This window comes from Arthrobacter ginkgonis, from assembly GCF_039540195.1.
Lineage (GTDB): Bacteria > Actinomycetota > Actinomycetes > Actinomycetales > Micrococcaceae > Zafaria > Zafaria ginkgonis.
This window is the reverse complement of record NZ_BAABEO010000034.1, coordinates 23367-48262: the sequence shown is the minus strand read 5'-3', so window position 1 is coordinate 48262 and position 24896 is coordinate 23367. Positions and strand designations below refer to the sequence as shown.

The following is a 24896-nucleotide window of genomic DNA, read 5'->3' as shown; positions in this document are numbered from 1 at the left end:
AATCCGTTACATCGTTTCCCCGTCCAGGGATTCTTGTTACGAATTGATCTGACCGGGCCCGGATGACACGCGGGTGAACGGCGTGAGGTTCCGTGGTGAAGCGTTCCCGAAGGCTGGCTCCGGCGCCAAGGCACGGGCCCGAGGGCAGAGGTCAGGGCGTGGTTTCGGGCGAACCCAGCACCTCGGCGAGCAGGCCGGCGAGCGCGGCCGAGGGCCCGAAGCTCGGTTGCCCCGCGGCCTGTTGGACGGCCAGGTTCAGGGCGTTGAGCACCAGGGTGTGGGTGATGCGGCTGGCGAGCACCTCGGATTCGGCCGTCACGGCTCCGGTGACGAGTGCGACGTCGGCCAGCCGGGACAGCGGGGACAGCGCGGCGCTGGTGACCGCGACGATGCGCGCCCCGGCGGTGCGGGCCGCGTCCGCGGCGGCGAGGGTGTGCCGGTTCGCGCCGGAGAAGCTGACGGCCACGCACACGTCGTTCGGACCGAGCAGGCGGGCGGTGAACAATTGGGCCAGCACGTCGGCCGGAGCCGTCGCGGCCAGCCCACCCATGGTGAACCGCAGGGCCGCGTCCTGGGCCGGGATCGCGGAGCCGCCGGTCCCCAGCAGCAGGACCTTCCGGGCCGCCGCCACCAACTGCACGGCGCGGGCGAACGCGGCACGGTCCAAGAGGGCTTCGGTCGCGTCCAGTTCGGCCCGGGCCGCGGCGAATACCCGGCCCAGCAACGAGTCTCCCGCCATGGCGTCCGTCCCGACGTCGACGCCGCCCGGTTCAGCCTTGCCCAGTTCAGCGAGGCCGGCGGAGAGGCGGGTCAGGTCGGAACGCAGCCGCTGGAAGCCGGGAAAACCCAGCCGCTGGCAGGCGCGCACCACGGTGGCCGTTGAGCATCCGGCCAGTTCCGCGACGTCCGCGGCGGAAAACCCTGGCACGTCGGCGGCCCGCTCGATCAGCACCTGCGCCACCCGGCGTTCGGCCGGCACCAGGGAGGCCGCGCAGGAGCGCAGGTGCGCCAGCAGGGCGGAGGCGCTCGAGTAGCCGGGGGCCGGAAGGGGGTTGGGCAGGGAGCTGGGTGCCGTCATGGGCCCATGCTAGCGAGCCCGGTTGACCAGGGATTTTCCGCGGGGGACCCCTTCACGCCGGCGGCCGGCGACACGAAGTGTCGGCCGGAGCGTATAGGTTCTTGGGTGGGGCCACCACGGTGCCCCCACCACTGCAGCCGAAACGCCATGGGGGTAGCGTGTTCCTTCTCGAGTCCGCCGTTGGCGTGTCCGACCTGGTCTTTTCCGCCTCGGACCTGGTTGGGGCCAGCGAATGCGAATACCGGACGCTGCGCGTGCTGGACGAGAAGCTGGGCCGCACCCTCCGGCCGCAGTTCGCGGCCGACCAGATGCTGGCCCGGGCCGGGGAGCTCGGCGACGCCCACGAACGCAAGGTTTTGGATGCGCTCATCGAGGAGCACGGGCCGTGGGACCCGGAGGCGGGCGCCGGCGTCTACCGGATCGAGCGCCCCGCGGACATGGGGCACGCTTCCCTGCGGGAGCGCCACGACGAGACGCAACGGGCGCTGGGGGCCGGCGCCGACGTCGTCTTCCAGGCCACGTTCTTCGACGGCGAGTTCCTCGGGTTCGCCGACTTCATCGTCCGGCAGCCGGACGGCAGCCACGCGGTGTGGGACACCAAGCTGGCCCGGCACGCGAAGGTGGGTGCGCTGCTGCAGCTGGCCGCCTACGGAGAGCAGCTGGGCAAGGCCGGGTTCTCGGCCCACCCGCAGCTGACCCTGGTCCTGGGCGACCTGAGCCGCAGCGTGCACCCGCTGCCGGACCTGCTGCCGGTCTTCCGCGAGCGCCGCCAGCGCTTCCGCACCCTCACCGCTTTCCACCGGGCCGGCGACGGCCCCGTGGCGTGGGGCCAGGCCGGACTCGCCCACTGCGGCCGCTGCGACTACTGCGCCGAACAGGTGAGCCTGAACCGCGACCTGCTGCTGGTCTCCGGGATGAGCACGGCCCGGCGGGCCAAGCTGATGGAGGCCGGGGTGCGCACCATCGACGACCTCGCCCTGCTGCCCGAGGCCGAAGCCACGGGCCCGCTCGCCCGGCTGCGCGACCAGGCGCGGATGCAGACCGGCCGCGAGACCCCTGACGGATCGTGCACCTACGAAAAGGACGGCCGGCAGCACACGGTCTCCTACCGGCTGCTGCGGGACGGCACCATCGGCAAGCTGCCGCCGGCCAGCCCCGGGGACATCTTCTTCGACTTCGAGGGCGATCCGCTGTGGCAGGACCCCCAGGGCGGCTGGGGGCTGGAGTACCTGTTCGGCGTCGTCGAGGCGGACGGGCCGGAGCCGGCGTTCCACCCCTTCTGGGCGCACTCGCGCGGCGGGGAGAAGCGGGCGTTCCTGGACTTCCTCGACTACGTGGAGAAGCGCCGGGCCATCTGGCCCGACCTGCACGTCTACCACTACGCGCCGTATGAGAAGACCGCGCTGCGCCACCTCGCCTCCGCGCACACCGCCGGCGAGGACACCATCGACGCCTGGCTCCGCGAGGGCCTGCTGGTGGACCTCTACGACACGGTCCGCCACTCGCTGCGGATCTCCGAGTCCTCCTACTCGATCAAGAAACTCGAGCCGCTGTACATGGCCGGGAACCCGCGCGGCGGGGACGTGGTCGACGCCGGGGCGTCCGTGGTCGCGTACGCCGACTACTGCGCGGCCCGCGATGCCGGGGAGGCGGAGAAGGCGGAGCAGGTCCTGGAGTCGATCGCCGCCTACAACGAGTACGACTGCCTCTCCACGCTGCGCCTGCGCGAGTGGCTGGTGGGCCTGGTTCCGGCGGAGGCCGCGCCACCGGCCGCGCGGCAGGGCGTCCTGGAACCCGATGAATCCCCGGAGGTTCCGCAGGAGGAGCCTTCCCCCGAGGAGTTGCGCCTGCGCGCATACTTGGAGGCGCTGCCGAGCGACCGGGAGCTGACCGCGGACGAGCGCGCGGTCGCGATGGTCGCCGCCGCCACCGGCTACCACCGGCGCGAGGAAAAGCAGTTCTGGTGGGGCCACTACGACCGCCTGGACAAGCCCGTGGACGAATGGGCCGAGACCCGCAACGTCTTCGTGGTGGAGCGGGCCGAGGTCCTGGAGGACTGGGCCAAGCCCACCCCGCGGGCCCGCACCGAGACCCGCACCGTGCGCCTGCGCGGTTCGATGCCTCCCGGCTCCGATTTCCGGCCCGGGACCACTTGGTTCCGCATGTTCGGCGGTTCCCTGCCCGAGGGGATCGAGCCCTCGCGCAGCTCGGCGCTGGGCCGCGGCGGAATGTTTTCCACCGAGATCCTGGAGGCCGAACTCGACGAGGAGAACGGCGGGGCGGTCCTGACCATCGCGGAGAAGTCCAGCGGCAAGGTGGACCCGTACCCGCACCTGCCGATGGTGCTGGCGCCGGACCAGCCGATCCGCACCGCCTCGATCCGCGAAGCGCTGGCCGAGCTCGCCCGCACCGTGGGAGGTGCGCTGCCCTCGCTGCCCCGCCACCCCGGGTTGGAGATCCTGCGCAAGGCGGCGCCGCGGTTCCGGACGCTGGAGGCGCCTCCCGCCGTCGGGCCGGACGGCCACGGCCAGCTGGACTACATCGGGGCCATCACCGAGGCGGTGGCGGACCTGGACCACTCCTACCTGGCGGTGCAGGGCCCTCCCGGCACCGGCAAGACGCACGTGGGATCGCACGTGATCGCGAACCTGGTGGCGCGCGGCTGGAAGGTCGGCGTGGTGGGACAGTCCCACGCCGTGGTCGAAAACATGCTCGCCGCCGCCGTGGAGAAGGCCGGCGTGGACCCGGACCGGGTGGGCAAGAAGCCCAAGGACCCGGAGGCCCAGAAGGACAAATCCAAGGTCCCGTGGACGGTCACCGACGACAAGGCGCTCGCCGGGCTGCTGGACGGGCCGGACGGGGCGCTGGTGGGCGGCACCGCGTGGACCCTGACCGGCAAGAACATTCCCGCCGACTCATTGGACCTGCTGGTGATCGACGAGGCCGGGCAGTACTCGCTGGCGAACACGCTGGCCGTGTCCCGGGCCGCGCGCCGCCTGCTGCTGCTGGGCGATCCGCAGCAGCTGCCGCAGGTCACCCAGGGAACGCACCCCGAGCCGGTGGACGAGTCCGCGCTGGGCTGGCTCTCGGCCGGGCACGCGACGCTGCCCCCGGAGCTGGGATACTTCCTGGCCGACTCGTGGCGGATGCACCCGTCGCTGTGCGAGGCCGTGTCCCGGCTCAGCTACGACGGGCAGCTGAAGTCCGCGCCCGCCGCGGCGCTGCGGCACCTGGAACGCGAAGCGGCCGGAGTGGAAACCGTGTACGTGGAGCACGCCGGCAACGCGACCTCCTCCGTCGAGGAGGCCGGAGAGGTCCTGCGCCAGGTGCGCCGGCACCTGGGCTTGGGCTGGGACGGCGGAAAGGGCTCCGGCGTGCGGGCGCTGGGCCAGGAGGACATCCTGGTGGTCGCCGCGTACAACGCGCAGGTCAACGTGGTGCGCGACGCGCTGGAGGCCGCGGGCCTGTCCGGGGTGCGGGTCGGAACCGTGGACAAGTTCCAGGGCCAGGAGGCCCCGGTGGTGATCGTGACCATGGCGTGCTCCAACGCGGCCGAGGCGCCGCGCGGCATGGAGTTCCTGCTCAACCGCAACCGCATCAACGTGGCGGTCTCGCGCGGACAGTGGCGGGCCGTGATCGTCCGCTCCCCCGACCTGACCCACCACATGCCCACCCGGCCGGCCGCGCTGGCCGAACTCGGGGCGTTCGTGGGCCTTTGCGCGGCAGGGGCTTAGCGGCCGGGATCGGCTGCGGTACTGCGGTTCGGTCCGCCGCCGTGCTAGGAAAGTCCTATGGAAAAGCGCGCCCTCGCGGGTACCACCGTCCGCCCGGTAGGCCTCGGCTGCATGAACCTCAGCCACGGCTACTCGAACTTCCCCACCGCGAAGGAGGGCGCCCGGCTGCTGCAGCACGCGCTGGACGCGGGCATTGACCACTTCGACACCGCCACGCTCTACGGCGGCGGGCGGAACGAAGAGCTGCTCGGGTCCGCGCTGCTGGGCCGGCGCGACGAGTACTTCCTGGCCAGCAAGTGCGGGCTGGCCATGGTGGACGGGCGCGGGGCCACCGACGGGCACCCGGCGACCATCAAGGCCCAGGCCGAGGCCTCGCTGCGCAAGCTGAACACGGACCGGATCGACCTGTACTACCTGCACCGTCTGGACAGGTCCGTGCCGGTGGAGGACAGCGTCGGAGCGCTGGCGGAGCTGGTGGAGGAGGGCAAGATCGGCGGCATCGGCCTGTCCGAGGTCTCCGCCGCGACGCTGCGCCGGGCCCATGCGGTCCACCCGGTCGCGGCCGTGCAGAACGAATACTCGCTGTGGACCCGCAACCCGGAGCTGGGGCTCTCCGAGGCCTGCCGCGAGCTGGGCACCACCCTGGTGGCGTTCAGCCCGCTGGCCCGCGCGTTCCTCGCCGGCACGCTGACCGACCCGGCAGCGCTGCCCAAGGGCGACATGCGCCACCGCATGCCGCGCTTCGACGCCGAGAACTACCCGCGGAACCTGGACCTGCTCACCGGGTTCGCCGCGATCGCCGAGCGCCTCGGCACGACGCCGGCCGCGCTGGCCATCGCCTGGGTGCTGGCCCAGGGCGAGCACATCGTCGCCATCCCCGGGACCACCCGGACCGAGCACCTGGACGAGGACCTCACGGCGGAGGACGTGGTGCTCGACGCCGCGACCCTCGCCGAATTGGATGGGCTCATCAACCACGACACCGTCCACGGCCCCCGCTACACCGCGGGCCAGCAGGCCAGCATCGACACGGAGACGTTCCCGGACGAGCTGGCCTGACCGTCGAACTGGCCTGGCGGTTGAACTGGCCTGGCGCGGCTGGGGACGTTTCTGCACTCGGCGTGACGCATGGGCACCAAAGTGGCTCCAGTGGCGGCGACACGCCGAGGGCCACCGGCACAAGTGCAGTTTCGCCAGATTCCGTCAGGCCAGTGCATTTCCGTCAGGCCAGCCAGGGTGTCCTCACGCGACGCGGTAGCGCAGGTAGACCACGCCGCTGTCGAAGGGGCGCGTGTCCAGCAGTTGCAGCCGCAGGCGCAGGTCCGCGGGCAGGCACCGCTTGCCCCCGCCGACCGTGACCGGGGAGACGAACAGGTGCACCTGGTCCACCAGGCCTTCGCGCAGGGCCTGCCCGGCCAGTTCCGCACCGCCCACGGCCAGCGGCTTCCCGGCCTCGGCCTTCATCTGGCGCACGGAGTCGGGGTCGAATTCGCGCTCCAGCCGGGTGGCGGCGCTGGAGACCTCGGAAAGGGTGCGCGAGTAGACCACCTTGTCCTGGGAGCGCCAGATCCGGGCGTATTCCTCCTCGACCTCCGATGCGTCCGGGCCGTCGCCCTCCGTCTCCCAGAACACCATGACCTCGTACATTCTGCGCCCGTAGAGCAGGGTGCCGTAGTCGCGTTGGAGGGCATTGATGAAGCCGTGCACCTCGGCGTCGGGAGCGCCCCAGTCGAAGTTGCCCTCCGCGTCTGCGACGTACCCGTCCAGCGAAACGATCGAGATGTAGTCCAGCCGCGCCATGTTCCCCTCCAAAGCTTGGTCGCCCTGCTCTCGCGGGTCCGGCAGTGGCGGACCCACCAGCATTGACCCAGACCGGGACGGCTGGCGCAAGGGGTGGCGGGTAGCGCGGGCGAACCGGCGGGAAAGCGGGACGCCCAAGTGGCCTAGAATTGAATCTCCATCCCGCTGCCGGATTGCCGGTGACCTGCCGTGCTGCCGTGCCCCGTGCCCTGCCCGGCGGAGTGCGGCACCGCTGGCCAGAAAGGACGCGACCTCGATGCGGCCCACCGACCACGCCGCCGCCCTGTGGGCCGACCAACTGGATTTCCGCTCCTCCCCCGCCTGGAAGCTGCTCTCCGCGGCACCCTGGACTGTCGCATTCCTGCGCGCCGAGTTCACCCAGGCCCGTCCGCGGATCACCCTGGATGCCTTCCATGCGGCCCTGGACGCCTTCCTCAAGCACCTGCGCGCCAACGGGGCCGGCCTGAACGAGCAGTGGCAGGCCGCCCAGTACGCGGATTCCTGGGTCAGGTCCCGCTTCCTGGCCCGCCCGCTCGTGGACGGCCAGTTCCACTACGAGCCCACCGCGCAGACCGCCCGCGTGCTGACCTTCCTGGACGACTTCACCGGCGCCCGCACCAACCTGAACTCCTCCCGGCTGAACACCCTGCTGACCAGCATCGAGACGCTGGCCCACGAGACCGACCCGGACCCGCAGGCCCGCGTCCGCCAGCTCGAGGCGGAGATCGCCGAGCGCCAGGACCGCATCCGCCAGCTCCAGGCCGGCGAGGGCCCTGCCGTGATGCCGCGCGAAGGCGCCGTCGCCGCTGCCCGGTCCGTGCTGGACCTGGCCGCGAACCTGCCCGCCGACTTCAAGCGCATGCGCGACGGCGTCCAGGAGATGCTGCACACCGTCCGCCAGGAAATCATGGAGTCCTCCGTGACCAAGGGCGTCGCCGTGGGCCAGGTCCTCGAGGGCGACCGGCAGCTGCGCAGCACCCCGGAGGGCGAGACCTTCCGCGGCTTCACCGAGTTCCTCAACGACCCCGCCCAGCAGGCCCGCTTCCGCCAGGCGGTCAACGAGGTCCTCGAACGCGACTTCATCGACGAGCTCGCCCCCACCGAGCGGCACACCCTCGCCAACCTGGTCAGGGAACTGCGCCGCCAGGCCGGCGAGGTGCACTCCAGCTACGGCAAGCTCAGCGAAAGCCTGCACGCCTACGTGCAGTCGGACGCGTTCCGCGAATCCCAGCTGCTGCGCAAGGCCGTGCGCGCCGCCGAACTGGCCGTGGCCAATTCCACCGGGCTCAAGGCCCGCACCCCGGTGGCTCGTGTGGAACTCTTCCAGCCGGAGTTCGCCACGCTCGCCACCCTGGGCATCTTCGATCCGGCCGAGCACGTCGCCCCGCCCAAGCTGGCCGATCCCCCGGCGCTGTCCGGCGCCGACATCGTACGCACCCCCAGCACGCCCAAGGCCGACCCCGAACGGCTGCGCGCCGCCGTCGTGCGCGCCCGCCGCACCGCCGGCGGGACCGCCACGGTCGGCCAGGCCTTCGCCGTGCTGGAGCCGGCCGACCGGCACCTGAACTCCGTCCGCCACCTGGTCCTTGCCGCGCGCACCGCCGGTGGGGCCGTGGACGCCACCGCGTTCGAACCGCTCGCCTACACCCAGGTCGACGGCACCGAACGCACCGCCTACCTGCCCGTGATCACCTTCGCGAAGGACCCCGCATGACCGCCATCGACGACGCCCACGATTCGGTCCAGCAGGACCGGTACGACGACGGCGCGGGCCTGCGCGCCGAACGCCGCCTCTTCGACGGGGACACCGGCAGGTTCCCGCTGCCGCTGCGCCAGGTGCTGGTGCGCCTGCTGCGCGGGCCGTACCTGGACGGCTCCGCCGAACCGAAGGTCTGGCAGCTGGTGCTGGACCGGCGCGCGGACATCTCCGCGTTCGTCGCCGAACTGTTCCTGCGCCTGTCGCTGGACACCGAACGCAAGATCGCGCTGCTGGTCCCGGTGGACGTGGAGGCCCCGCACACCACCACGATCGTGCCGCGCAAGCCGCTGCGCCGCGAGGAGACGCTGATCGCGCTGCGCCTGCGCCTGCTGCTGGACCGGCACGCCGGGACCGGGACCGACGCCGTCATCTCCCGTGCCGGCGCCCGCGAGATCCTCGAGGAGCACCGCCAGCCCGGCGCGGTGGACGACAAGCGCCTGGAGGAGCTCACCGACGCCTCGCTGGCCCGCCTGCTGGCGCTGAAGCTGATCCTGCCCACCGAACTGGACGACGAGTACCGCGTCTCCGGCGCCCTGGCGCTGGCCCTGCCGTTCGAAACCATCGACGAGATCCCCGCCTACATCGCGGCGATCGACCGCTCCGCCGGCGACACCCTGCTGGACGCGGACACCGAGGAGGAACTGTGAGCATCGAGTTCACCCTGCCGTTCGGCGAGGCCGTCAACCCCGGCCAGCACCGCCTGAGCCGCATCCAGGTCATCAACTGGGGCACCTTCCACGGCCGCCACAGCCTGTACGTGGACCGGCTGGGCACGCTGCTCACGGGCCAGCCGGGCGTGGGCAAGTCGACGCTCTTCGACGGCATCGGCCACATCTTCCACGCGGCCCCGCGGCTGAACGAGTCAGCCCACGAGGCCTCCACCCGCAAGGACCGCCGCACCACGTACTCCTACATGCGCGGGCGCCGCTTCAAGACCGAGGCCGGCACCCTCTACCAGCGCCCGGGCGCCACCTGGAGCGCGATCGCGCTGGTCTACGAGGACGGCCTGGGCGGCCAGGTCTGCCTCGCCGCACTGTTCGACCTGCCCGCCAACGGGCTCGAGGGCCAGGTCGGCAAGCACTACGTGATGGGCGACCGCCCGCTGGACACCGAGGCGCTGGAGGACCACGGCTCCCGCCGTTTCTCCCCCTCCTCGCTGCAGAAGGTGCTGCCCGGCTTCGAGGCCTTCGACGTGCACCGCGCGTTCGCCGAGCGCTTCCGCCGCCGCCTGGGCATCGACAACGACAAGGCCTTCCAGCTGCTGCGCACCCTGCAGAACGGCAAGGGCCTGGACAAGGGCGTCAACCAGTTCTTCCGCTACGAGGTGCTGGAGGTCCCGGCCACGCTCAAGGCCGCCGCCGGAGCCGTCGAGGACTTCTCCCACCTGCGCGGCATCCACCGCCAGCTGGAGGAGGCCCGCGCCCAGCGCGACGCCCTGGAGCTGGTCCCGGACCAGTACGCCCGCCACCGCGAACTGGCCGCCGCGCTGGACCGCAACACCGAGCTGGCCTCCGGCCAGCTGCCGCTGCTGCGCGAGCACCTGGCCGCGCAGTTGCTCGGCACCGAATCCACCCGGCTGGCCGCCGAGCTGGGGCAGAACTACGCGGACATCGCCGCCGCCGCCGAGGACAAGGCGGGCCTGGAGGAGCGCGTGCGCTCGCTGCAGGAGCAGCACGATTCGCACGGCGGGCAGGCCGTGCAGGCGCTGGAGCGCGAGCTGGAGACCGCCCGCTCCCGCTACGCCGAGCGGGAGAACACCGCCGCCGCGCTGCGCGCCCAGGTGGAGGGCGTGGCCGTGCCCCTGACCTGGTCCGCCTCCGGGCTGGAGGCCGCCCGCCGGCAGGCCGCGGTGTCCGCCGAGACGCTCGAGGGCGTCGCCAAGGACGCGAAGACCATGGAGTACGAGGCCATGGCCGCGTCCATGGAGGCCCGCGAACGCGGGCGCAAGCTGCGCGCGGAGATCGACTCCTACGCCAAGCGCGGCTCCAACATCGACAGCGCCTCCGCCGCCGCCCGCCGGCATATCGCCGCCGAAACCGGCATCGACGTCGAGCACCTGCCCTTCGGCGGCGAACTGGTGGACATCGCCCCCGGCCACGCCCCGTGGCGCCCGGCCGCGGAGAAGGCGCTGCGCACCCTGGCCACCACGCTGCTGGTGCGCGGGGAGGACCTCAAGGCCGTCACCCGGGCGATCGACGGACTGGAGGGCTTCGGCCGGCTGCGCTGGATGGACATCTCCCGCGTCCCGCGCGAGGCCGAATCCGGGCCGGCTGACCTGGTCACGAAGCTGGAGTTCAAGAAGTCCGACGCCGGCGCCTGGCTGCGCGCGAAGATCGCCGCGGACTACGGGTTCGCCTGCGTCGAGTCCGACGCCGGCCTGCACATCCACGACAAGGCGATCTCGCTGGCCGGCACCATCAAGGCCGGCCGCGGCACCTACGAGCGCGACACCCGCACCATCGCCGCCTCCGACTACCTGCTGGGCTTCACCAACCAGGAGAAGATCAACGAACTGCAGGCGCGCGCCGCCGCGCTGGCGGCCGAGGAGCGCGACGCCGAGGAGCTCGCCCTCGAACGCAGCCGGGCCAAGGAGAACCTGGCCGAGCGGCTGGCCTCGCTGCGCTTCCTCGCCGCGGACAAGCGCCCCTTCTCCACCCTGGACTCGACCACGCAGGCCGCGGCCGTGGCCGACCTGGAGCAGCGCATCGCCGAGGCGATGGACTCCAGCACCGACCTCGCCGCGCTGCGCACCACCCTCGCCGAGGCACGCACCGCACTCGAGGCCGCCGTCGGACGCCTCGCGGTGCTGCGCAGCGAGACCTCCGCGCTGGAGCGCCGCTCCGGCGCCGCCGAGTCCCAGCTCAAGGCCGCCCTGCAGCGCAGCGCCGCCGGCGCGCCGGAGGAATCCGCCACCGAGGCCCTGCACCGGCACCCGGCGCTGGCCGGCGTCGTGGAGCGGATCCAGGCCGCACAGCCCACCACCGTGGCCGAGCTGGACGCTGCAGTGGCCGCCGCCGCGCTGGCCTTCGGCGAGGAGGCCACCGGACTGCGCCAGGCCCAGTTCGCCACCGAAACCGCGCTGACTGACACCTTCAAGCAGTTCACCCGGGACTTCGGCCCCGCCGCGACGGCCTCCTTCGGAACCGGCGTCGAGGCGGCCCCGCACTTCGTGGCCCTCTACCAGGGCATCCTCCAGGAGGGCCTGCCCCAGCGCGAGGAGGAATTCCGCGAGTACTTCTCCAACCGCTCCTACGAGCGCTTCTCCGACCTGCTGCAGCTGCTGGAGGAGGAGCGCCGCGCGATCGGCGAGCGCATCCTGCCGCTGAACCAGATCCTCGCCGACGTGCCGTTCGAGCACGGCTCCCGGCTGGCCCTGGAGGTGCGCACCACCATCCCGGACGAGGCCCGCGACTTCCGCACCGCGCTGAAGAACGCCCTCGGCAACGCCTACACCCAGCGCGGGGCCGACCACATGAGCGCCAGCTACCGCGAGCTGGAGAAGCTGGTGGACGCCTTGGACGACTCCTCCCGCCAGTCCTGGCGGGACACCGTGCTGGACGTGCGCCAGCACGTGAGCATCTCCTGCAACGAGCACAAGCCCGGCGGCGAGGTGGAGACCGGACTGGAGCCGGGTACCCTCTCCGGCGGCGAGGGCCAGCGCTTCACCTCCTTCATCATGGGCGCGGCCCTGGCCTACCAACTGGGCTTCGCGACGCAGGGCTTCACCACCTACGGCACCGTGATGATCGACGAGGCGTTCATCCAAGCCAACTCCGAGTACGCGGCCGCCGGCATCAACGCGCTGCAGGAGTTCGGGTTCCAGCTGCTGCTGGCAGCCCCGGAGGACAAGATCGACCTGTCCCGGCACCTGGGATCGGTGACGGACATCGTCAAGCACCCGGGTTCCAACGTGTCCGGGTTCGTCGAGACCGGCCTCTCCCCCGCCATCGCCACCGACATCGTCCTGCGCTGATGGTCCCCGGCGCCCCTCCCGCCGGGCCGCGCCCCGCTCTCCAAGGCCTGTCCCGGCCGTCCCGGCGCACGTTCCTGGCCCTCGCCGGCGGGGCGGTCCTGGCGGTGGGCGGCGGCACCGCCGCCGCGCTGTCCTCCGGAAAACAGGACGACGACGGCGGCGAGGCCTTCGCGACGCCGCTGGCCATCCCTCCGCTGGCGGAGGCGGAGGTTGCCGGCGGGGTGCGCTCCTTCCGGCTCAAGGCCGGGTCCGGGCTGACGGAACTGCTGCCCGGGGTGAGTTTCCGGACCATGGGCTACAACGGCACCTTCCTGGGCCCGACGCTGCGCGCGGCGCGCGGGGAGACGGTCCGCGTCGCGGTCACCAACGGGCTCACCACCGCCACCACCGCGCACTGGCACGGGATGTGCCTGCCGGCCGCCCAGGACGGAACGCCGCACCAGTCGATCTCCCGCGGGGAGACGTGGACGGCGGAATGGACGGTGGACCAGCCGGCGGCGACCCTCTGGTACCACCCGCACCCGCACGGGCAGACCGAGGAACAGGTGGTCCGCGGGCTGGCCGGGCTGTTCCTTATAGATGAAGCCGTCGACGATGCCGGTGCCGCCGGGCTGCCATCCGAGTACGGGGTGGACGACATCCCGCTCATCCTGCAGGACGTCGCAGTGGCCTCCGGCGGCAGGACCGAGGGCGGGCGCACGCAGGCCCCGGTGGGTCGGCTGGGCAACACGGTCCTGGCCAACGGCACCCACCAGGCGCATTTTGCCGCCTCGACGCCCCTGCTGCGCCTTCGCGTGCTCAACGCGTCCTCGGCCCGCTGCTACAACCTGGGGCTGAAGGGCGGCGGGCGGCTGTGGCTGGTGGGGACCGACGGCGGCCTGGTGCCGGATCCGACGGCGCTGGAGCGGGTGCTGCTCTCCCCCGGCGAGCGCGCGGAGGTGCTGGTGGAACTGGCCCCGGGCGCCGACGTGGTGCTGCGGTCCTTCACGCACGAGCTGGGGATGGGCGGGGACGAGGAGCTGGCCGGGGCCCGGGACGAGTTCGACCTGCTGCGGATCAGCGGCCCGGCAGGCGGGGTTTCGGCCGGGATTCCGGCGTCGTTGCCGGCGCCGGAGCTGTCCTCCCTGCCGGCCGGCCCGCCTCAGGGCGCCACCGTGCGCACGTTCAACCTGGGCGAGAAGTCCATCAACGGCGCCACCATGGCGATGGACCGGATCGACCTGTCCGTCCCGGCCGGGGCCGTGGAGCTGTGGCGGGTGGAAAACTCCTCCGACCACGCCCACAACTTCCACGTCCACGGCGTGCAGTTCCGGGTGCGTTCGGTCACCGGCAAGGACGGGGCGGGGATGGCCGCCCAGTTGGGCTGGAAGGACACCGTGCTGGTGCGTCCGGGCGAGAGCGTGGACCTGGTGGTTCCCTTCGGGAAGCACACCGACCCGGACGTGCCGTACATGTACCACTGCCACCTGCTCTGGCACGAGGACCAGGGCATGATGGGCCAATTCACTGTTGTAGATCCAGGCAGCGTGGAGCCGGGCACCGAGACGGAAGCTCCCACCACGCTGTCCGCGCCTGCGGGTTCGCACCACTCCTAGGGGTTCCCACAACGCGTGACCGATCCGTGCCGGTTTGGAGGCCTCACACCGGCACGGATCGCGCACGCATTGCGGCCATCCCGGCCGGGTGCGACGCCGGACCTCACGTTTAGGGAACCCCCGGCGTCTACGCTGTGTGATGGGTAAGTATGCGATGGGTACCGGGAAGCGTTGGACATGAAGAAACCGTTCGAAGCGATCGTCGCCGGGCATGGGGCCACCGTGCTGCGGGTGTGCCGCGCCGTGCTCGGTCCGGGCCCGGACAGCGAGGACGCCTGGCAGGAAACCTTCCTGGCCGCGCTCGGCGCCTACCCCGCACTGCCGGCGGACGCGAACGTCGAGGCCTGGCTGGTGACCATCGCCCACCGCAAGGCGATCGACGCCGTGCGGGCCGCCGCCCGGCGCGCGCTCCCCTCGGACGACCTGCCCGAGGCGGTCTCCACGCTCGGCATTCCCGAGGACCTGCGCTTCCCCCGGGACCGGGAGCCCTCCCTGTGGGCAGCCCTCGCGTCGCTGCCCGAGAAGCAGCGCCTGGCGGTGGCCTACCACCACGTCGCCGGGCTGCCCTACCGGGAGGTCGCCGGAATCCTCGGCGGCACGCCCGAGGCAGCCCGCCGTGCCGCCTCCGACGGGATCAAGCGGCTGCGGGACGCGATCCCGCGCCCGTCCCCTTCCGGCTCCCCCGCCGCCACTCCCGAACCCCCCTTCCCCGAAATTTCGACCCCTCATATTCCCAAGGAGGAAGTCCTCCGATGACAGCCATCCAGTCCCCCACCACCGCCGCGCTTGACCAAGAGAGCGTGCTGGAACCCCTCCGGGACGTTCCCGCCGGAGCGCTCGCCTCCCTCCACGAGCGCTTGGAGGTCGCCGCGGCCGATGCCGGGATCCTCGACATCGCCTACACCACCGTCCCCACTCCGCTCGGGGAGTTGCTGCTGGCCGCGACCGAGCGCGGCCTGGTTCGGGTCGCCTTCGCCGGCGAGGACCACGACGCCGTCCTGCAGGCCCTGGCCGAACGGATCGGCCCGCGTATCCTGCGCTCCCCGCGCCGGCTGGAGAACGCCGCCCGCCAGCTCGACGAGTACTTCTCCGGCCACCGCCGCCGCTTCGACCTGCCGCTGGACCGTTCCCTGTCCAAGGGGTTCCGGCTCACCGTGCTGGAGCACCTCTCGGAGATCGGCTTCGGACATACGGAGTCCTACGCGGAGGTCGCGCGCCTGGTGGGCAACCCCAACGCGGTCCGCGCCGTGGGTTCCGCCTGCGCCACCAACCCGCTGCCCGTCGTCGTCCCGTGCCACCGGGTGCTGCGCACTGACGGCAGCCTGGGCGGCTACCTGGGCGGGCTCGAGGCCAAGACCACGCTGCTGGCGATGGAAGCCGCGGCGTGACCGAACTCTTCGGAGACGACCTGCTGGCCCGCCCGCGCCGGGAGGTCGCCCCGGGGGCGGTGCACGTGCCCGGCTGGCTGACCCTGGAGCAGCAGGCCTGGATCGTCGAGCGCTTCCGGGAGTGGGCGGCCGGTCCGGTGCCCGCCCGGGCGGCGCGGATCGGCGGGCACCCGATGTCGGTGCGCACGGTCTGCCTGGGCTGGCACTGGCAGCCCTACCGCTACACGCGCGAGGCCACGGACGTGAACGGCGCCCGCGTGCTGCCGCTGCCGGAGTGGCTGGTGCGGCTGGGCCGCAAGGCCGTGGCGGAGGCGTACGACGGCGCCGCTGCCGCCGGCTACGTGCCGGACGCCGCGCTGGCGAACCACTACGGCACGATCGGCGACGGCACCATGGCGAAGATGGGCATGCACCAGGACAAGGACGAAATCTCCCGGGAACCGGTGGTGTCCCTCTCGATCGGGGACACCTGCCTGTTCCGCTTCGGGAACACCGAAACCCGGACCCGCCCCTACACGGACGTGGAGCTGCGCTCCGGCGACCTGTTCGTGTTCGGCGGCCCCTCGCGGCTCGCCTACCACGGGGTGCCGAAGGTGTTTCCCGGCACCGCGCCGGAAGGGTGCGGGCTGGAAGGAAGAGGCAGGATCAACATCACGCTGCGCGCCACCGGCCTGGACGCGCCGGAAGCGGGAGAGGACGCCCCGTGACCGAGGCACCCGTGCCCGCGGAAAACGTGTCCGCGAAGGCGGCCGCCGGCGTCGTGCTCTGCGACGACGGACTCGTCCGGCCGGCGTGGGCCAGCCGGGACCCGCTGCTGCGGGAGTACTACGACACCGAGTGGGGCATGCCCGTGCGCGATGAGCGGGGCATGTACGAGCGCCTCAGCCTCGAGGCGTTCCAGGCCGGCCTGTCCTGGGTGACCATCCTGCGCAAGCGGCCGGCGTTCCGCACCGCGTTCGGCGGCTTCCACCCGGATACCGTGGCCGCATTCGGCGAGGCGGACGTGGAGCGGCTTATGGCGGACGCGGGGATCGTGCGCAACCGGGCCAAGATCCTGGCCGCGATCACCAACGCCCGGGCGACGATCGCGCTGCGGGCCGAGGGCGGGCTGGCGGATTTCGTGTGGTCCTTCCGGCCCGCAGTAACGCCGGAGCCACGAAGCATGGCCGAGGTGCCCACCACCTCGCCCGAGTCGGTGGCCCTCTCCAAGGCGCTGCGCAGGAAGGGCTTCGCGTTCGTTGGCCCCACGACGATGTTCGCCCTCATGGAGGCCACCGGCATCGTGGACACCCACCTGGTGGATAGCCACCGGCGCGGGACCTCGGGGGTCTGGCCCGGCTGACCGGTAAGCGCGGGGCAAGGCCCGCGCGCTAGGCCACCGCTGGCGCCACCTTCCGGGACAGTCCCAACAGCTCGGCGAACAGGGCCCGGTTCAGGGCGAAGCCGGAGGCCGCCTCGTCCACCAGCGCGTCGGCGCGGGCGTCGTCCACCGCGTAGGCATCCAGCTTGGCCCGGTAGCCGTCCTTGTACACCTTGGGCTTGTCGATGCCGTGGAAGGTCCACATGCTCAGGTGCTCCGGGACAATGCCGTAGTGGCGCGCGACCAGCCTGCCGATCGCCAGGCCACCGGAAAGATCCCCCAGGTAGCGCAGGTAGTGGTGCGCCACCAGGCGTGCCGGATCCTCCGCGGCCGCCGCGCGGATGCGCGCCGCATACTCCCGGGTCGCCGGAAGCGCTCCGGGCGCCGCGTCCAGCCCCACGGCCGGAACCAGGCCGGCCAGGTCCGCCTCGATGGACGGCAGCCGCTCAAGCCGGGGATCCAGCAACTCCGCCAGCAGGTCCCCCGCCCCGGGCCGCTCGCGCAGGGAGCGGCATTCCTCCTCCAGGGCGGAGTAGATGAACCGGTACTGGGACAGCAAGAGGGCGTAGTCCCGCGCGCTGCGGGTCCCCTCCATCAGCGTGGAGATGAATTCGGCGGACTCCGCCCGGGAGTGCTCCGCCTGCGTGGCGTGGCGCAAACGGGCCGAGAAGGTGGTCTCCGGGGTCTCGGTCATGGTGGGCCTCCCAATCTTTTCGCCATCATAGGCCCCCGCGGCCTTCCCCGCCGGGACACCCGGGCGGATTATGGTCGGGAGGATCACTCCGGCCGACGCATACCGCCTGATGAGAGGACCTTCCATGGCACAGCCCCTGCCCCGGAGCGGGAACTCCCCCGTTCCCCTGGACCAGCCGCTCTACAACGCCAGCTTCGGCCAGGCCATCAAACGGTTCTTCACCAAGTACGCGACCTTCTCCGGGCGGGCCAGCCGGAGCGAGTACTGGTGGGCCGCCCTGTTCAACGCACTGGTGGCGACCGTGGGCTCGATCCTCCTCGCCATCTCGATCGTCGCCACGGGAAATCCCCAGATGGACTACGAGCCGGACCCTGAGAACTGGCGGCCCGCCCCGCTGACGGTCGTGCTGATCGTCCTGCTGGCCGCCTACTCCCTCGCGGTCCTGATCCCCAGCATCGCCATCGCGGTGCGCCGGCTGCACGATGCCAACTACAGCGGCTGGTTCTACCTGCTGTCCCTGATACCCGGCGTCGGCGGGCTGATCATCCTCATCTTCATGGTGCTGCCCTCCCACCCCCAGGGCGCGCGCTTCGACGCCCGATCGTCATTGCCGCCGGCTTACCCGCAGGCCATGTAGGGCCTGCGGCCCGGTTCCGGGAGGCGCCTCAGCCCTCGGGGAAGATCTGCCCGACCGCCTCGCGCTTCTCCGCCTGGAACGCGTCCTCGGCCCGGCCGTAGGCCCAGTAGGCGGACAGGGACAGCTGCCTGCGGTCCACCGCGCGTTCCTCGGCAAGGTAGCGGCGCAGGTTTTTCACGACCTCCCGCTCGCCGTGCGCGAAGACCTGCACCCGCCCCTCGCGCCACGCTCCGGCCTCGACCGCTGCGGCCAGCACGGTGGAGTCGGGGGTGAACTCGCCGCGGTGCAGCCAGCGCAGTTCGACGCCGGCGGGCGCGGCGAGCTCCAACTCGTCCTCCGGGCCCGCGACCTCCAGATAGGCGACGCCCACGGCGTCGTCCAGCAGGGCCTCCAGCGCGACGGAGATCGCCGGCAGTGCCGACTCGTCCCCGGCCAGCAGGTGCCAGTCGGCGGACGGATCCGGCGCGTACATCCCGCCGGGTCCGTTGAAGCAGACCTTCTCCCCCGGCTGCGCCGCCGCGGCCCAGGGCCCGGCGATGCCCTCGTCTCCGTGGACCACGAAGTCGATCTGCAGCGTCCGTGCCGCCTCGTCGACGCGGCGGACCGTGTAGGTGCGGCGCACCGGCACGGCCTCCGGGCCCAGCTTCACGCGCAGTGCCTCCAGGTCGTACGGCGGTTCCAGTCCCAGCGCCGGATCGGCGAAGAGGATCTTGACGTACTTGTCCGTGGCGTCCTTGTTCTGGAACCCCGCAAACCCCTCCCCGCCCAGAGTCAGCCGCACCATGTGGGGGCTGAGGCGTTCGGTGGCGAGCACCTCGAGCACCACCTGCGGGCGGGCGGGACGTGGGGTGCGGGCGGCGGGTGCTGCGGTCATGGCGGTTCCTCTTCGCGGGCGTTCGGCGGGGACGTTCGGGACCAACCCGAGGTAAGGGTTGCCTAAAGCGTTCCTTCCCAGCCAATCCCACTCCGGCCCGCGAAGCAACTTGCGCGACGCTGGCGCCTTGGAGAATGGGATACCATTAGGAAAAGCTTCACGAGCTGCGGCCATGTTTGGGCTCCGACCCGACCGCACACCAACCCCATGCTTCACGGGTGGTTCGGATGACGAAGTGGTCTGGTGCAACACCGCTCCGGACAAGAGCAACGAAAGGTCCCCCATGGGCTATCCGATCCCCTCCGCCGGCGCCGAAGCGAACTGCACCCTGTTCGGGCGCGGGCACCGCCTCCACCTCCGGACCGTGGCCGGGGCCCTCCGCGATGCCACGGCATGGGAACGGATCACCAGCGTGGACGTGGACGTGGCCGAACAGGCAGTGCGGATGGTGACGTTCTGCGGGGAGCAGGTCCTGGCCTACACGCATGATGCCCTGGCCCTGGCCGAGCACGCCCGGCTGCTGGACTCGCTCGGACGGACCGGCCGCCGCGCCGAGCCGGTGTGGAACCCCGAGGCCGGGGTTTTGGGGATGCCCGCGGATCCGCGCCGCCAGGCGGGGCGCAGCTACCTCAGCCTGTCGTTGGAGCCCTTGGTCCCGTGTCCGCTGGACCACGACCCCGAGCTGGAGCGCTTCTTCAATGCGGTGACCGCCGACTTCGCCGAGTTCGACGCCGTCTAGGAGCAGCGGCCCCGCGGGCATCCCCAAGGGCCCGATCTACGACCCCGTGCCTTTCTCTGACAGGGCAGCATTGGCTGGCAGCGCGTCAGGGATCTCACTGGCAATGTCCGCGCTGGACAGGCCGGCCCCGGCCCGGACAGGATCCGGCAGCGGTCGGGGGGCAGCCGACGGTTCGGTACGTGCGGAGCCCGAGGACGGATGGGCCGCGACGGCCGCCGCGTGCTCGGCCAGCACCCCCGTCTGGTGGCGGATCTTCAGGCGGTAGAGGAGCGTGCCGCCAATCACGACGGCACCGACGAACAGCACGCCGCCCCACTGCAGGTACCACTCGAACGGCGGAACGGAGTTGTAGATCTCCTGCCGCGGCCAGATGAGGTTCAGGGTCATGGCCCCGCCCCAGAACACGGCCAGGATGTTCACCGGCAGGCCCCACTTGCCGAGGCTGAATCCGGCCTTGCCGGCCTCTTCCTCCTTGAGCGGCCACTTCCTCAGGAACCTGTTGCGCAGCATGGGCACGGTGACCAGCAGGTAGGACAGGTAGATCAGGACGATGCTGATGCTGGACATGATGGTGAAAATGGCCGGCTGCATCACGTTGACGATCAGCGGGATCACCGCGATGACACCGATGACGATGGCCGCCACGGCAGGCGTCCTGCGCACGGGATCGACCTTGCTGAGCTGCCGGCTGAACGGCAGGTTGTTGTCCCGGGCCATCGCGAACATCATCCGGATGGCGGCCGCGTGCACCGCCAGGGTGCACACAATGACGGCCACGACGATGCAGACCAGGAAGGCCTTGCCGAAGGGGCCGCCCAGCACCGAGAGCACGATGTACTGCAGGCCGCCGTCGGCATGGCCCACCTTCGGATCATTGAGGTCCGGAGCGGCCAGCAGCCCGCCGAGCAGGATCAGCCCGCCCAGCAGGAAGGAGGCGGTGACGGCGCGCAGGATGGCCTTGGGCGCGGTGCGCTTGGGGTCCTTCGTTTCCTCGCCGAGGGAGCTGGCGGTGTCGAAGCCGTACATGACGTAGCCCGAGGCCATGGCGCCGATCAGGAAGACGCCGAAGAACCCCAGCGGGTGCCCTTCCCCGTAGCCGGAGGTGTCCAAGAGGACTCCCGGGCCGCGGACCGCGTGCCAGAGCAGGGCCAGGATCAGCAGCACGGCCGCCACCAGTTCAACGAACACGCCGACGCTGTTGATGAGGGTCATGAGCTTCACGCCGAACGCGTTGATCAGCGTGGAGATACCGATCATGATGCTGGCCAGCAGCACGCCGTTGATCGCGAAGTCGTACTGGCCGGTGCCGTCGCCGACGATCTGGAAACCTGACCAAATCTGCGGCAGCGTGATTTGGAGGGCCAGCGCGACGGCGCCCAGGGCCATCATCGAGGACAGCAGCAGGAGCCAGCCCGCCAGCCAGGCGAAGGTGCCCGAGGAGAGCCGTTTGGCCCAGTTATAGACGGATCCGGCCACCGGGTAGCGACCCGCGAGTTCGGCGAAACAGAGTGCGACCATCAGCTGGCCGGCAAAAACGATGGGCCAGGACCACGCATAGGCGGGACCGGCCATGGAGAAACCAAAGTAGAAGAGCTGGAATACGCCGGTGAGGATGGAGATGTAGCTGACCCCGGCGGCGAAGCTGGCGAATTTGCCGATGCTGCGGTCCAGGGTCTGGGCGTAGCCGAACTCGTCCATGCCGCCTGAATCAGTACTCTTGCTGGGTTCCAACATCTGAACTCCTAAGTCAGAAAAGCACAATGGTGATTACCCGCGGCCTCCATTGGACGCGGAGTGGATCACGCTGCTGAAATCGACGGTCCGGGCACCGCGCCGCGGCGCCCGGACCGTCTCCCCCCACTGCTGATGACTAGCCGTAGTGTCCGCCCCGCTTCCCGGGAAAGACGGGCTTCCCGGGGAAAAGCAAGCCCACCGGCTGCCGGATGCGGACCAAAGGTTACGGACGCACGCCGTCGGACTTCGGTGTGACGTGCATCATAGCCAGCAGGCTAGTCGATGCTGAACATGCGTTCAAGACGTGCGAATGAACAGATGTTCAGTCCTGTTCGCGCCTGCCCCCGGCAAAGCGCTGCCGCTCAGGCGAGGGCCGCGCTGAGCCTCGGCTCCGCCGCCGGCGTTTCGCCGCTTCGGCTGGCGCGGATGAGGTCCGCGCACCGTTCGCCGATCATCATGACGGTGATGTTGGGGTTCACCGTGACGTGCTCGGGCATCACGGAGGCGTCGGCGACGCGCAGGCCGGTGACGCCCTTGACCCGCAACTCGGGGTCGAGCGGCGACATGTCGTCATCGGCGGGTCCCATGCGGACGGTGCCGACGGGGTGGTACACGGTGTTGTGCGTCTTGCGGATGTAGTCCTGCAGTTCCTCGTCGGTCTGCGCGTCGACGCCGGGGGAAAGCTCGCGGCCGGTCCATTCGGCCATGGCGGGCTGGGCGGCGATTTCGCGCGCCTTGCGGATACCGGCAACCATAACGCGCATGTCATGGCCTACCGGATCGGTGAAGTACCGCGGGTCGACCGCGGGCTTGTCGCGGAAGTCGCGACTGCGCAGCCGGACGGTGCCGCGGGAGCGGGCATGGGTGACGTTCGGGGTGAGGCTGAAGCCGTTCTCCGTGGTGGGATAGCCGTGCCGCAGGGTGTTCATGTCGAATGGGACGGAGCCGTAGTGCATCATCAGGTCGGGGCGGTCCAGGCCGTCCTCGGTGGGGGTAAAGATGCCGATTTCCCACCACTGCGTCGATGTCTGCACCATCGGCCGCTTGGCTTCGAACTGCACAACGCCTTCGGGGTGGTCCTGCAGGTGCTCGCCGACGCCGGGAGAGTCGACCAGGACCTCGATGCCATGCTCCGCCAGGTGCGCGGCCGGGCCGATGCCGGAGAGCATGAGCAGCTTGGGCGAATCGATCGCGCCGGTGGACAGGACCACCTCGCACCGCGCGGACAGCCGGTGGGTCCGGCCGAACGCCGAGTCCACGACGTCGATGCCGGTGCAGCGCTTGTCCGCGTCGAACACCAGCTGGCGGGCGCGCAGGCCAGTCAGCAGGGTAAAGTTCCCGCGCTCGATGATCGGGTGGATGTAGGAGACCGAGCTGGAGGAGCGGGTGCCGTCCGCGCGGCGGTTGATCTGGAAAAAGTTGGCGCCATTGATCACGGTGCTGCCGGTATTGAACTTCGCGCGCGGAATGCCCGCCTGTTCGCAGGCATCCAGGAGCGCGACGCCGGCCGGGTCCGCCGGGGGCACGTTCATCAGGTGCACGGGGCCCGAGTCACCGTGGTGCGGCGCGTCCGGGCCGGCGTCCTCGTTGGTCTCCAGCCGCCGGTACAGCGGCCAGGCGGCCTCGGCATTCCAGCCGGTGGCGCCGTATTTGGACTCCCACTCGTCCAGGTCTTCCCGCGGGGCCCAGAAGGCGATGCAGGAGTTGTGGCTGGAACAGCCGCCCATGACCTTCGCGCGGGCGTGCCGCATGAAAGAGTTGCCGTTCTCCTGCGGCTCGATCGGGTAGTCCCAGTCATAGCCCGATTCCAGCAGCTCCATCCAGCGGTCGAGCTGCAGCACCTCGGGTATTCCGCGGTCGTCCGGGCCGGCCTCCACCAGCGCCACGGACACGGCCGGGTCCTCGCTTAGCCTGGCGGCGACCGCGGCGCCGGCGGATCCGCCGCCAATGACGATGTAGTCGAACTCCCGGTCATTGAGCTTCTCGATGTTGTCAGTGTGCATCTAGTTCTCCTTGCCGTGGTCAGCGAACCAGCCGGTCACCTGCGGGCTGGTGTTCTGGTAGATGTGCTTGGCTTCCTGGTATTCGGCCAGGCCGCTTGGACCGAGCTCGCGACCGACGCCGGACTGGCCGAAGCCGCCCCACTCGGCCTGGGGAAGGTAGGGGTGGTAGTCGTTGATCCAGACGGTGCCGTGCCGCAGCCGGCCCGCCACGCGCTGCGCCTTGCCGGCATCCTGGGTCCAGACGGCGCCGGCCAGGCCGTAGATCGTGTCGTTGGCGGTCGCCACGGCCTCGTCCTCGGTACGGAAAGTTTCGACCGTCACTACCGGGCCGAACGCTTCGTCCACGACGACGGACATTCCCTTGCGCACGCGGTCCAGGACGGTCGGCTGGTAGTAGAAACCGGCGTCGTACTTCCGCCCTTCAGGCACCGCCCCTCCGCACCGCACGCGCGCACCCTCGGCCACGCCGCGCTGCACATAGGCGTGGACCTTCTCGCGATGGGCCGCGGAAATCAGGGGCCCGGTTTCGGCGGCCTCGTCGAATGGACCGCCAAGGCGGATGCCCCGCGCGCGGCGGACCAGCTCGTCGACGAAGCGTTCGGCGATCGATTCCTCGACCACCAGCCGCGCTCCGGCAGAGCAGACCTGCCCGGAATGCACAAAGGCCCCGTTGAGCGCATTGTCGACGGCAGCGTCGAAGTCCGCGTCGGCGAACACCACATTCGGGTTCTTGCCGCCCAGCTCCAGCGCCACCTTCTTCACGGTGCCGGCGGCGGCGGCCGCGATGCGCTTGCCGGTCTCCAACCCGCCGGTGAAAGAGACCAGGTCGACGTCGGGATGCTCCGAGAGCGGTGCGCCGGCCTCCGCGCCGGCCCCTGTCACCAGGTTCGCGACGCCGTCCGGCAGGCCCAGGTCCTGCAGCAGCTGCATGGCCAGGATGGCGGTGGACGGGGTCAGCTCGGAGGGCTTGAGCACGAAGGTGCAGCCGGCGGCCAGCGCGGGCGCGACCTTCCAAGCCGCCTGGAGCAGCGGGTAGTTCCACGGCGTGATCAGGCCGCAGACGCCCACCGGCTCGTAGGCGATCCTGCTGACGACGGCGGGGTCCCCGGCGTCGACAATGCGGCCCGCCTGCTGCCCGGCAAGCCTTCCGAAGTATTCGAAGCAGGCGGCGATGTCGTCCACGTCGATCCGGCTCTCGATGATCCGCTTTCCGGTGTCCAGTGACTCGGCGCGGGCGAACTTCTCGCGGCGTTCGCGAAGTTCCGCAGCCACCTTGAGCAGGAAGGCACCGCGCTCGGGCGCCGGGACCGCGGCCCAGACACCGGCATCGAAGGCCGCACGGGCCGCCGCGATAGCGCGTTCGGCATCTTCCCGACCGGCTTCGGACACGGTGGCGACCAGTTCGCCGTCGGCCGGGTTGCGGATTTGGCGCACCGCGCCGGACCTGGCCGGCTCCCACGAGCCATTGATGAACAGGGTGGATGCGGTATCGGTCATAGTGTCTCCTCCAGTAGTACGGCGACGGGCC

At 71.0% G+C, this 24896-nt stretch carries 19 protein-coding genes and 1 riboswitch; of the genes, 12 read left to right on the top strand and 7 right to left on the bottom strand.

Features of this window, described 5'->3' with window-relative positions:
- Positions 1-151: 151 nt before the first annotated feature.
- A complete protein-coding gene (locus tag ABD912_RS21090) occupies positions 152-1078 on the bottom strand; it encodes a MurR/RpiR family transcriptional regulator (protein WP_345154040.1) in 927 nt (308 codons plus the stop codon).
- A gap of 158 nt (positions 1079-1236) precedes the next feature.
- Here ABD912_RS21090 and ABD912_RS21085 point away from each other — a divergent pair, with 158 nt between their 5' ends.
- Both ABD912_RS21085 and ABD912_RS21080 read left to right on the top strand, forming a co-directional pair.
- Positions 1237-4812, top strand: coding sequence for a TM0106 family RecB-like putative nuclease (locus ABD912_RS21085; RefSeq protein WP_345154039.1), 3576 nt, complete (start codon positions 1237-1239; stop codon positions 4810-4812).
- 57 nt (positions 4813-4869) lie between these two features.
- Positions 4870-5871 (top strand): aldo/keto reductase, encoded by a 1002-nt coding sequence (locus ABD912_RS21080; protein WP_345154038.1) that lies wholly within the window; start codon positions 4870-4872, stop codon positions 5869-5871.
- 183 nt (positions 5872-6054) lie between these two features.
- Here the strand turns inward: ABD912_RS21080 and ABD912_RS21075 are convergent, their stop codons facing one another.
- Positions 6055-6612, bottom strand: coding sequence for a dihydrofolate reductase family protein (locus tag ABD912_RS21075; protein ID WP_345154037.1), 558 nt, complete (start codon positions 6610-6612; stop codon positions 6055-6057).
- Between the two features lie 256 nt (positions 6613-6868).
- On the opposite strand from ABD912_RS21075, the gene ABD912_RS21070 reads away from it, so the two are divergent.
- From ABD912_RS21070 to ABD912_RS21035, 8 genes are all read left to right on the top strand, one after another.
- Positions 6869-8326: a DUF3375 domain-containing protein gene (locus ABD912_RS21070; RefSeq protein ID WP_345154036.1), complete on the top strand. Its 1458-nt coding sequence runs from the start codon at positions 6869-6871 to the stop codon at positions 8324-8326.
- A complete protein-coding gene (locus tag ABD912_RS21065) occupies positions 8323-9018 on the top strand; it encodes a DUF4194 domain-containing protein (protein ID WP_345154034.1) in 696 nt (231 codons plus the stop codon). Before ABD912_RS21070 ends, ABD912_RS21065 begins: the two co-directional genes overlap by 4 nt.
- The gene (locus ABD912_RS21060; RefSeq protein ID WP_345154033.1) at positions 9015-12344 is read left to right on the top strand and encodes an ATP-binding protein; all 3330 of its coding nucleotides are present in this window, start codon (positions 9015-9017) and stop codon (positions 12342-12344) included. Before ABD912_RS21065 ends, ABD912_RS21060 begins: the two co-directional genes overlap by 4 nt.
- Positions 12344-13939: a multicopper oxidase family protein gene (locus ABD912_RS21055; RefSeq protein ID WP_345154030.1), complete on the top strand. Its 1596-nt coding sequence runs from the start codon at positions 12344-12346 to the stop codon at positions 13937-13939. Before ABD912_RS21060 ends, ABD912_RS21055 begins: the two co-directional genes overlap by 1 nt.
- A 177-nt stretch (positions 13940-14116) precedes the next feature.
- A complete protein-coding gene (locus ABD912_RS21050; RefSeq protein ID WP_345154028.1) occupies positions 14117-14695 on the top strand; it encodes an RNA polymerase sigma factor in 579 nt (192 codons plus the stop codon).
- Positions 14692-15327, top strand: coding sequence for a methylated-DNA--[protein]-cysteine S-methyltransferase (locus ABD912_RS21045; protein ID WP_345154027.1), 636 nt, complete (start codon positions 14692-14694; stop codon positions 15325-15327). Before ABD912_RS21050 ends, ABD912_RS21045 begins: the two co-directional genes overlap by 4 nt.
- Positions 15324-16034, top strand: coding sequence for an alpha-ketoglutarate-dependent dioxygenase AlkB family protein (locus ABD912_RS21040; RefSeq protein WP_345154026.1), 711 nt, complete (start codon positions 15324-15326; stop codon positions 16032-16034). The genes ABD912_RS21045 and ABD912_RS21040 overlap by 4 nt, the downstream gene beginning before the upstream one ends.
- Positions 16031-16669 carry a DNA-3-methyladenine glycosylase I gene (locus ABD912_RS21035; protein WP_345154025.1) on the top strand — a complete coding sequence of 213 codons (639 nt, stop codon included), beginning with the start codon at positions 16031-16033 and terminating at the stop codon, positions 16667-16669. The genes ABD912_RS21040 and ABD912_RS21035 overlap by 4 nt, the downstream gene beginning before the upstream one ends.
- Before the next feature lie 28 nt (positions 16670-16697).
- On the opposite strand, the gene ABD912_RS21030 is transcribed toward ABD912_RS21035, so the two are convergent.
- Complete coding sequence (locus ABD912_RS21030; RefSeq protein WP_345154023.1) at positions 16698-17381, bottom strand: biliverdin-producing heme oxygenase; 684 nt, start codon at positions 17379-17381, stop codon at positions 16698-16700.
- 124 nt (positions 17382-17505) lie between these two features.
- Here ABD912_RS21030 and ABD912_RS21025 point away from each other — a divergent pair, with 124 nt between their 5' ends.
- The gene (locus ABD912_RS21025) at positions 17506-18018 is read left to right on the top strand and encodes a DUF805 domain-containing protein (RefSeq protein WP_345154021.1); all 513 of its coding nucleotides are present in this window, start codon (positions 17506-17508) and stop codon (positions 18016-18018) included.
- A gap of 28 nt (positions 18019-18046) precedes the next feature.
- On the opposite strand, the gene ABD912_RS21020 is transcribed toward ABD912_RS21025, so the two are convergent.
- A complete protein-coding gene (locus tag ABD912_RS21020) occupies positions 18047-18892 on the bottom strand; it encodes a siderophore-interacting protein (protein WP_345154019.1) in 846 nt (281 codons plus the stop codon).
- 155 nt (positions 18893-19047) lie between these two features.
- A riboswitch (SAM riboswitch) is annotated at positions 19048-19165 on the top strand.
- A gap of 10 nt (positions 19166-19175) precedes the next feature.
- On the opposite strand from ABD912_RS21020, the gene ABD912_RS21015 reads away from it, so the two are divergent.
- Positions 19176-19631 (top strand): hypothetical protein, encoded by a 456-nt coding sequence (locus ABD912_RS21015; protein ID WP_345154016.1) that lies wholly within the window; start codon positions 19176-19178, stop codon positions 19629-19631.
- 36 nt (positions 19632-19667) lie between these two features.
- On the opposite strand, the gene ABD912_RS21010 is transcribed toward ABD912_RS21015, so the two are convergent.
- From ABD912_RS21010 to ABD912_RS21000, 3 genes are all read right to left on the bottom strand, one after another.
- On the bottom strand, positions 19668-21365 hold the full coding sequence (locus tag ABD912_RS21010) for an APC family permease (RefSeq protein ID WP_345154015.1): 1698 nt from the start codon (positions 21363-21365) through the stop codon (positions 19668-19670).
- Positions 21366-21727: 362 nt separating this feature from the next.
- The gene (locus ABD912_RS21005; RefSeq protein ID WP_345154013.1) at positions 21728-23368 is read right to left on the bottom strand and encodes a GMC family oxidoreductase; all 1641 of its coding nucleotides are present in this window, start codon (positions 23366-23368) and stop codon (positions 21728-21730) included.
- Entirely contained in the window at positions 23369-24865 is a 1497-nt protein-coding gene (locus tag ABD912_RS21000; RefSeq protein ID WP_345154011.1) for an aldehyde dehydrogenase family protein, read from the bottom strand.
- Positions 24866-24896: the final 31 nt, after the last annotated feature.

Excerpts from the sequence above, each read along its gene's own strand:
- ABD912_RS21025 (WP_345154021.1), top strand. The coding sequence starts at position 17,506 with ATGGCACAGCCCCTGCCCCGGAGCGGGAACTCCCCCGTTCCCCTGGAC.
- ABD912_RS21090 (WP_345154040.1), bottom strand. The coding sequence starts at position 1,078 with ATGACGGCACCCAGCTCCCTGCCCAACCCCCTTCCGGCCCCCGGCTAC.
- ABD912_RS21020 (WP_345154019.1), bottom strand. The coding sequence starts at position 18,892 with ATGACCGCAGCACCCGCCGCCCGCACCCCACGTCCCGCCCGCCCGCAG.
- ABD912_RS21070 (WP_345154036.1), top strand. The coding sequence starts at position 6,869 with ATGCGGCCCACCGACCACGCCGCCGCCCTGTGGGCCGACCAACTGGAT.
- ABD912_RS21010 (WP_345154015.1), bottom strand. The coding sequence starts at position 21,365 with ATGTTGGAACCCAGCAAGAGTACTGATTCAGGCGGCATGGACGAGTTC.
- ABD912_RS21045 (WP_345154027.1), top strand. The coding sequence starts at position 14,692 with ATGACAGCCATCCAGTCCCCCACCACCGCCGCGCTTGACCAAGAGAGC.
- ABD912_RS21075 (WP_345154037.1), bottom strand. The coding sequence starts at position 6,612 with ATGGCGCGGCTGGACTACATCTCGATCGTTTCGCTGGACGGGTACGTC.
- ABD912_RS21065 (WP_345154034.1), top strand. The coding sequence starts at position 8,323 with ATGACCGCCATCGACGACGCCCACGATTCGGTCCAGCAGGACCGGTAC.
- ABD912_RS21015 (WP_345154016.1), top strand. The coding sequence starts at position 19,176 with ATGGGCTATCCGATCCCCTCCGCCGGCGCCGAAGCGAACTGCACCCTG.
- ABD912_RS21080 (WP_345154038.1), top strand. The coding sequence starts at position 4,870 with ATGGAAAAGCGCGCCCTCGCGGGTACCACCGTCCGCCCGGTAGGCCTC.
- ABD912_RS21050 (WP_345154028.1), top strand. The coding sequence starts at position 14,117 with ATGAAGAAACCGTTCGAAGCGATCGTCGCCGGGCATGGGGCCACCGTG.
- ABD912_RS21005 (WP_345154013.1), bottom strand. The coding sequence starts at position 23,368 with ATGCACACTGACAACATCGAGAAGCTCAATGACCGGGAGTTCGACTAC.
- ABD912_RS21030 (WP_345154023.1), bottom strand. The coding sequence starts at position 17,381 with ATGACCGAGACCCCGGAGACCACCTTCTCGGCCCGTTTGCGCCACGCC.
- ABD912_RS21055 (WP_345154030.1), top strand. The coding sequence starts at position 12,344 with ATGGTCCCCGGCGCCCCTCCCGCCGGGCCGCGCCCCGCTCTCCAAGGC.
- ABD912_RS21000 (WP_345154011.1), bottom strand. The coding sequence starts at position 24,865 with ATGACCGATACCGCATCCACCCTGTTCATCAATGGCTCGTGGGAGCCG.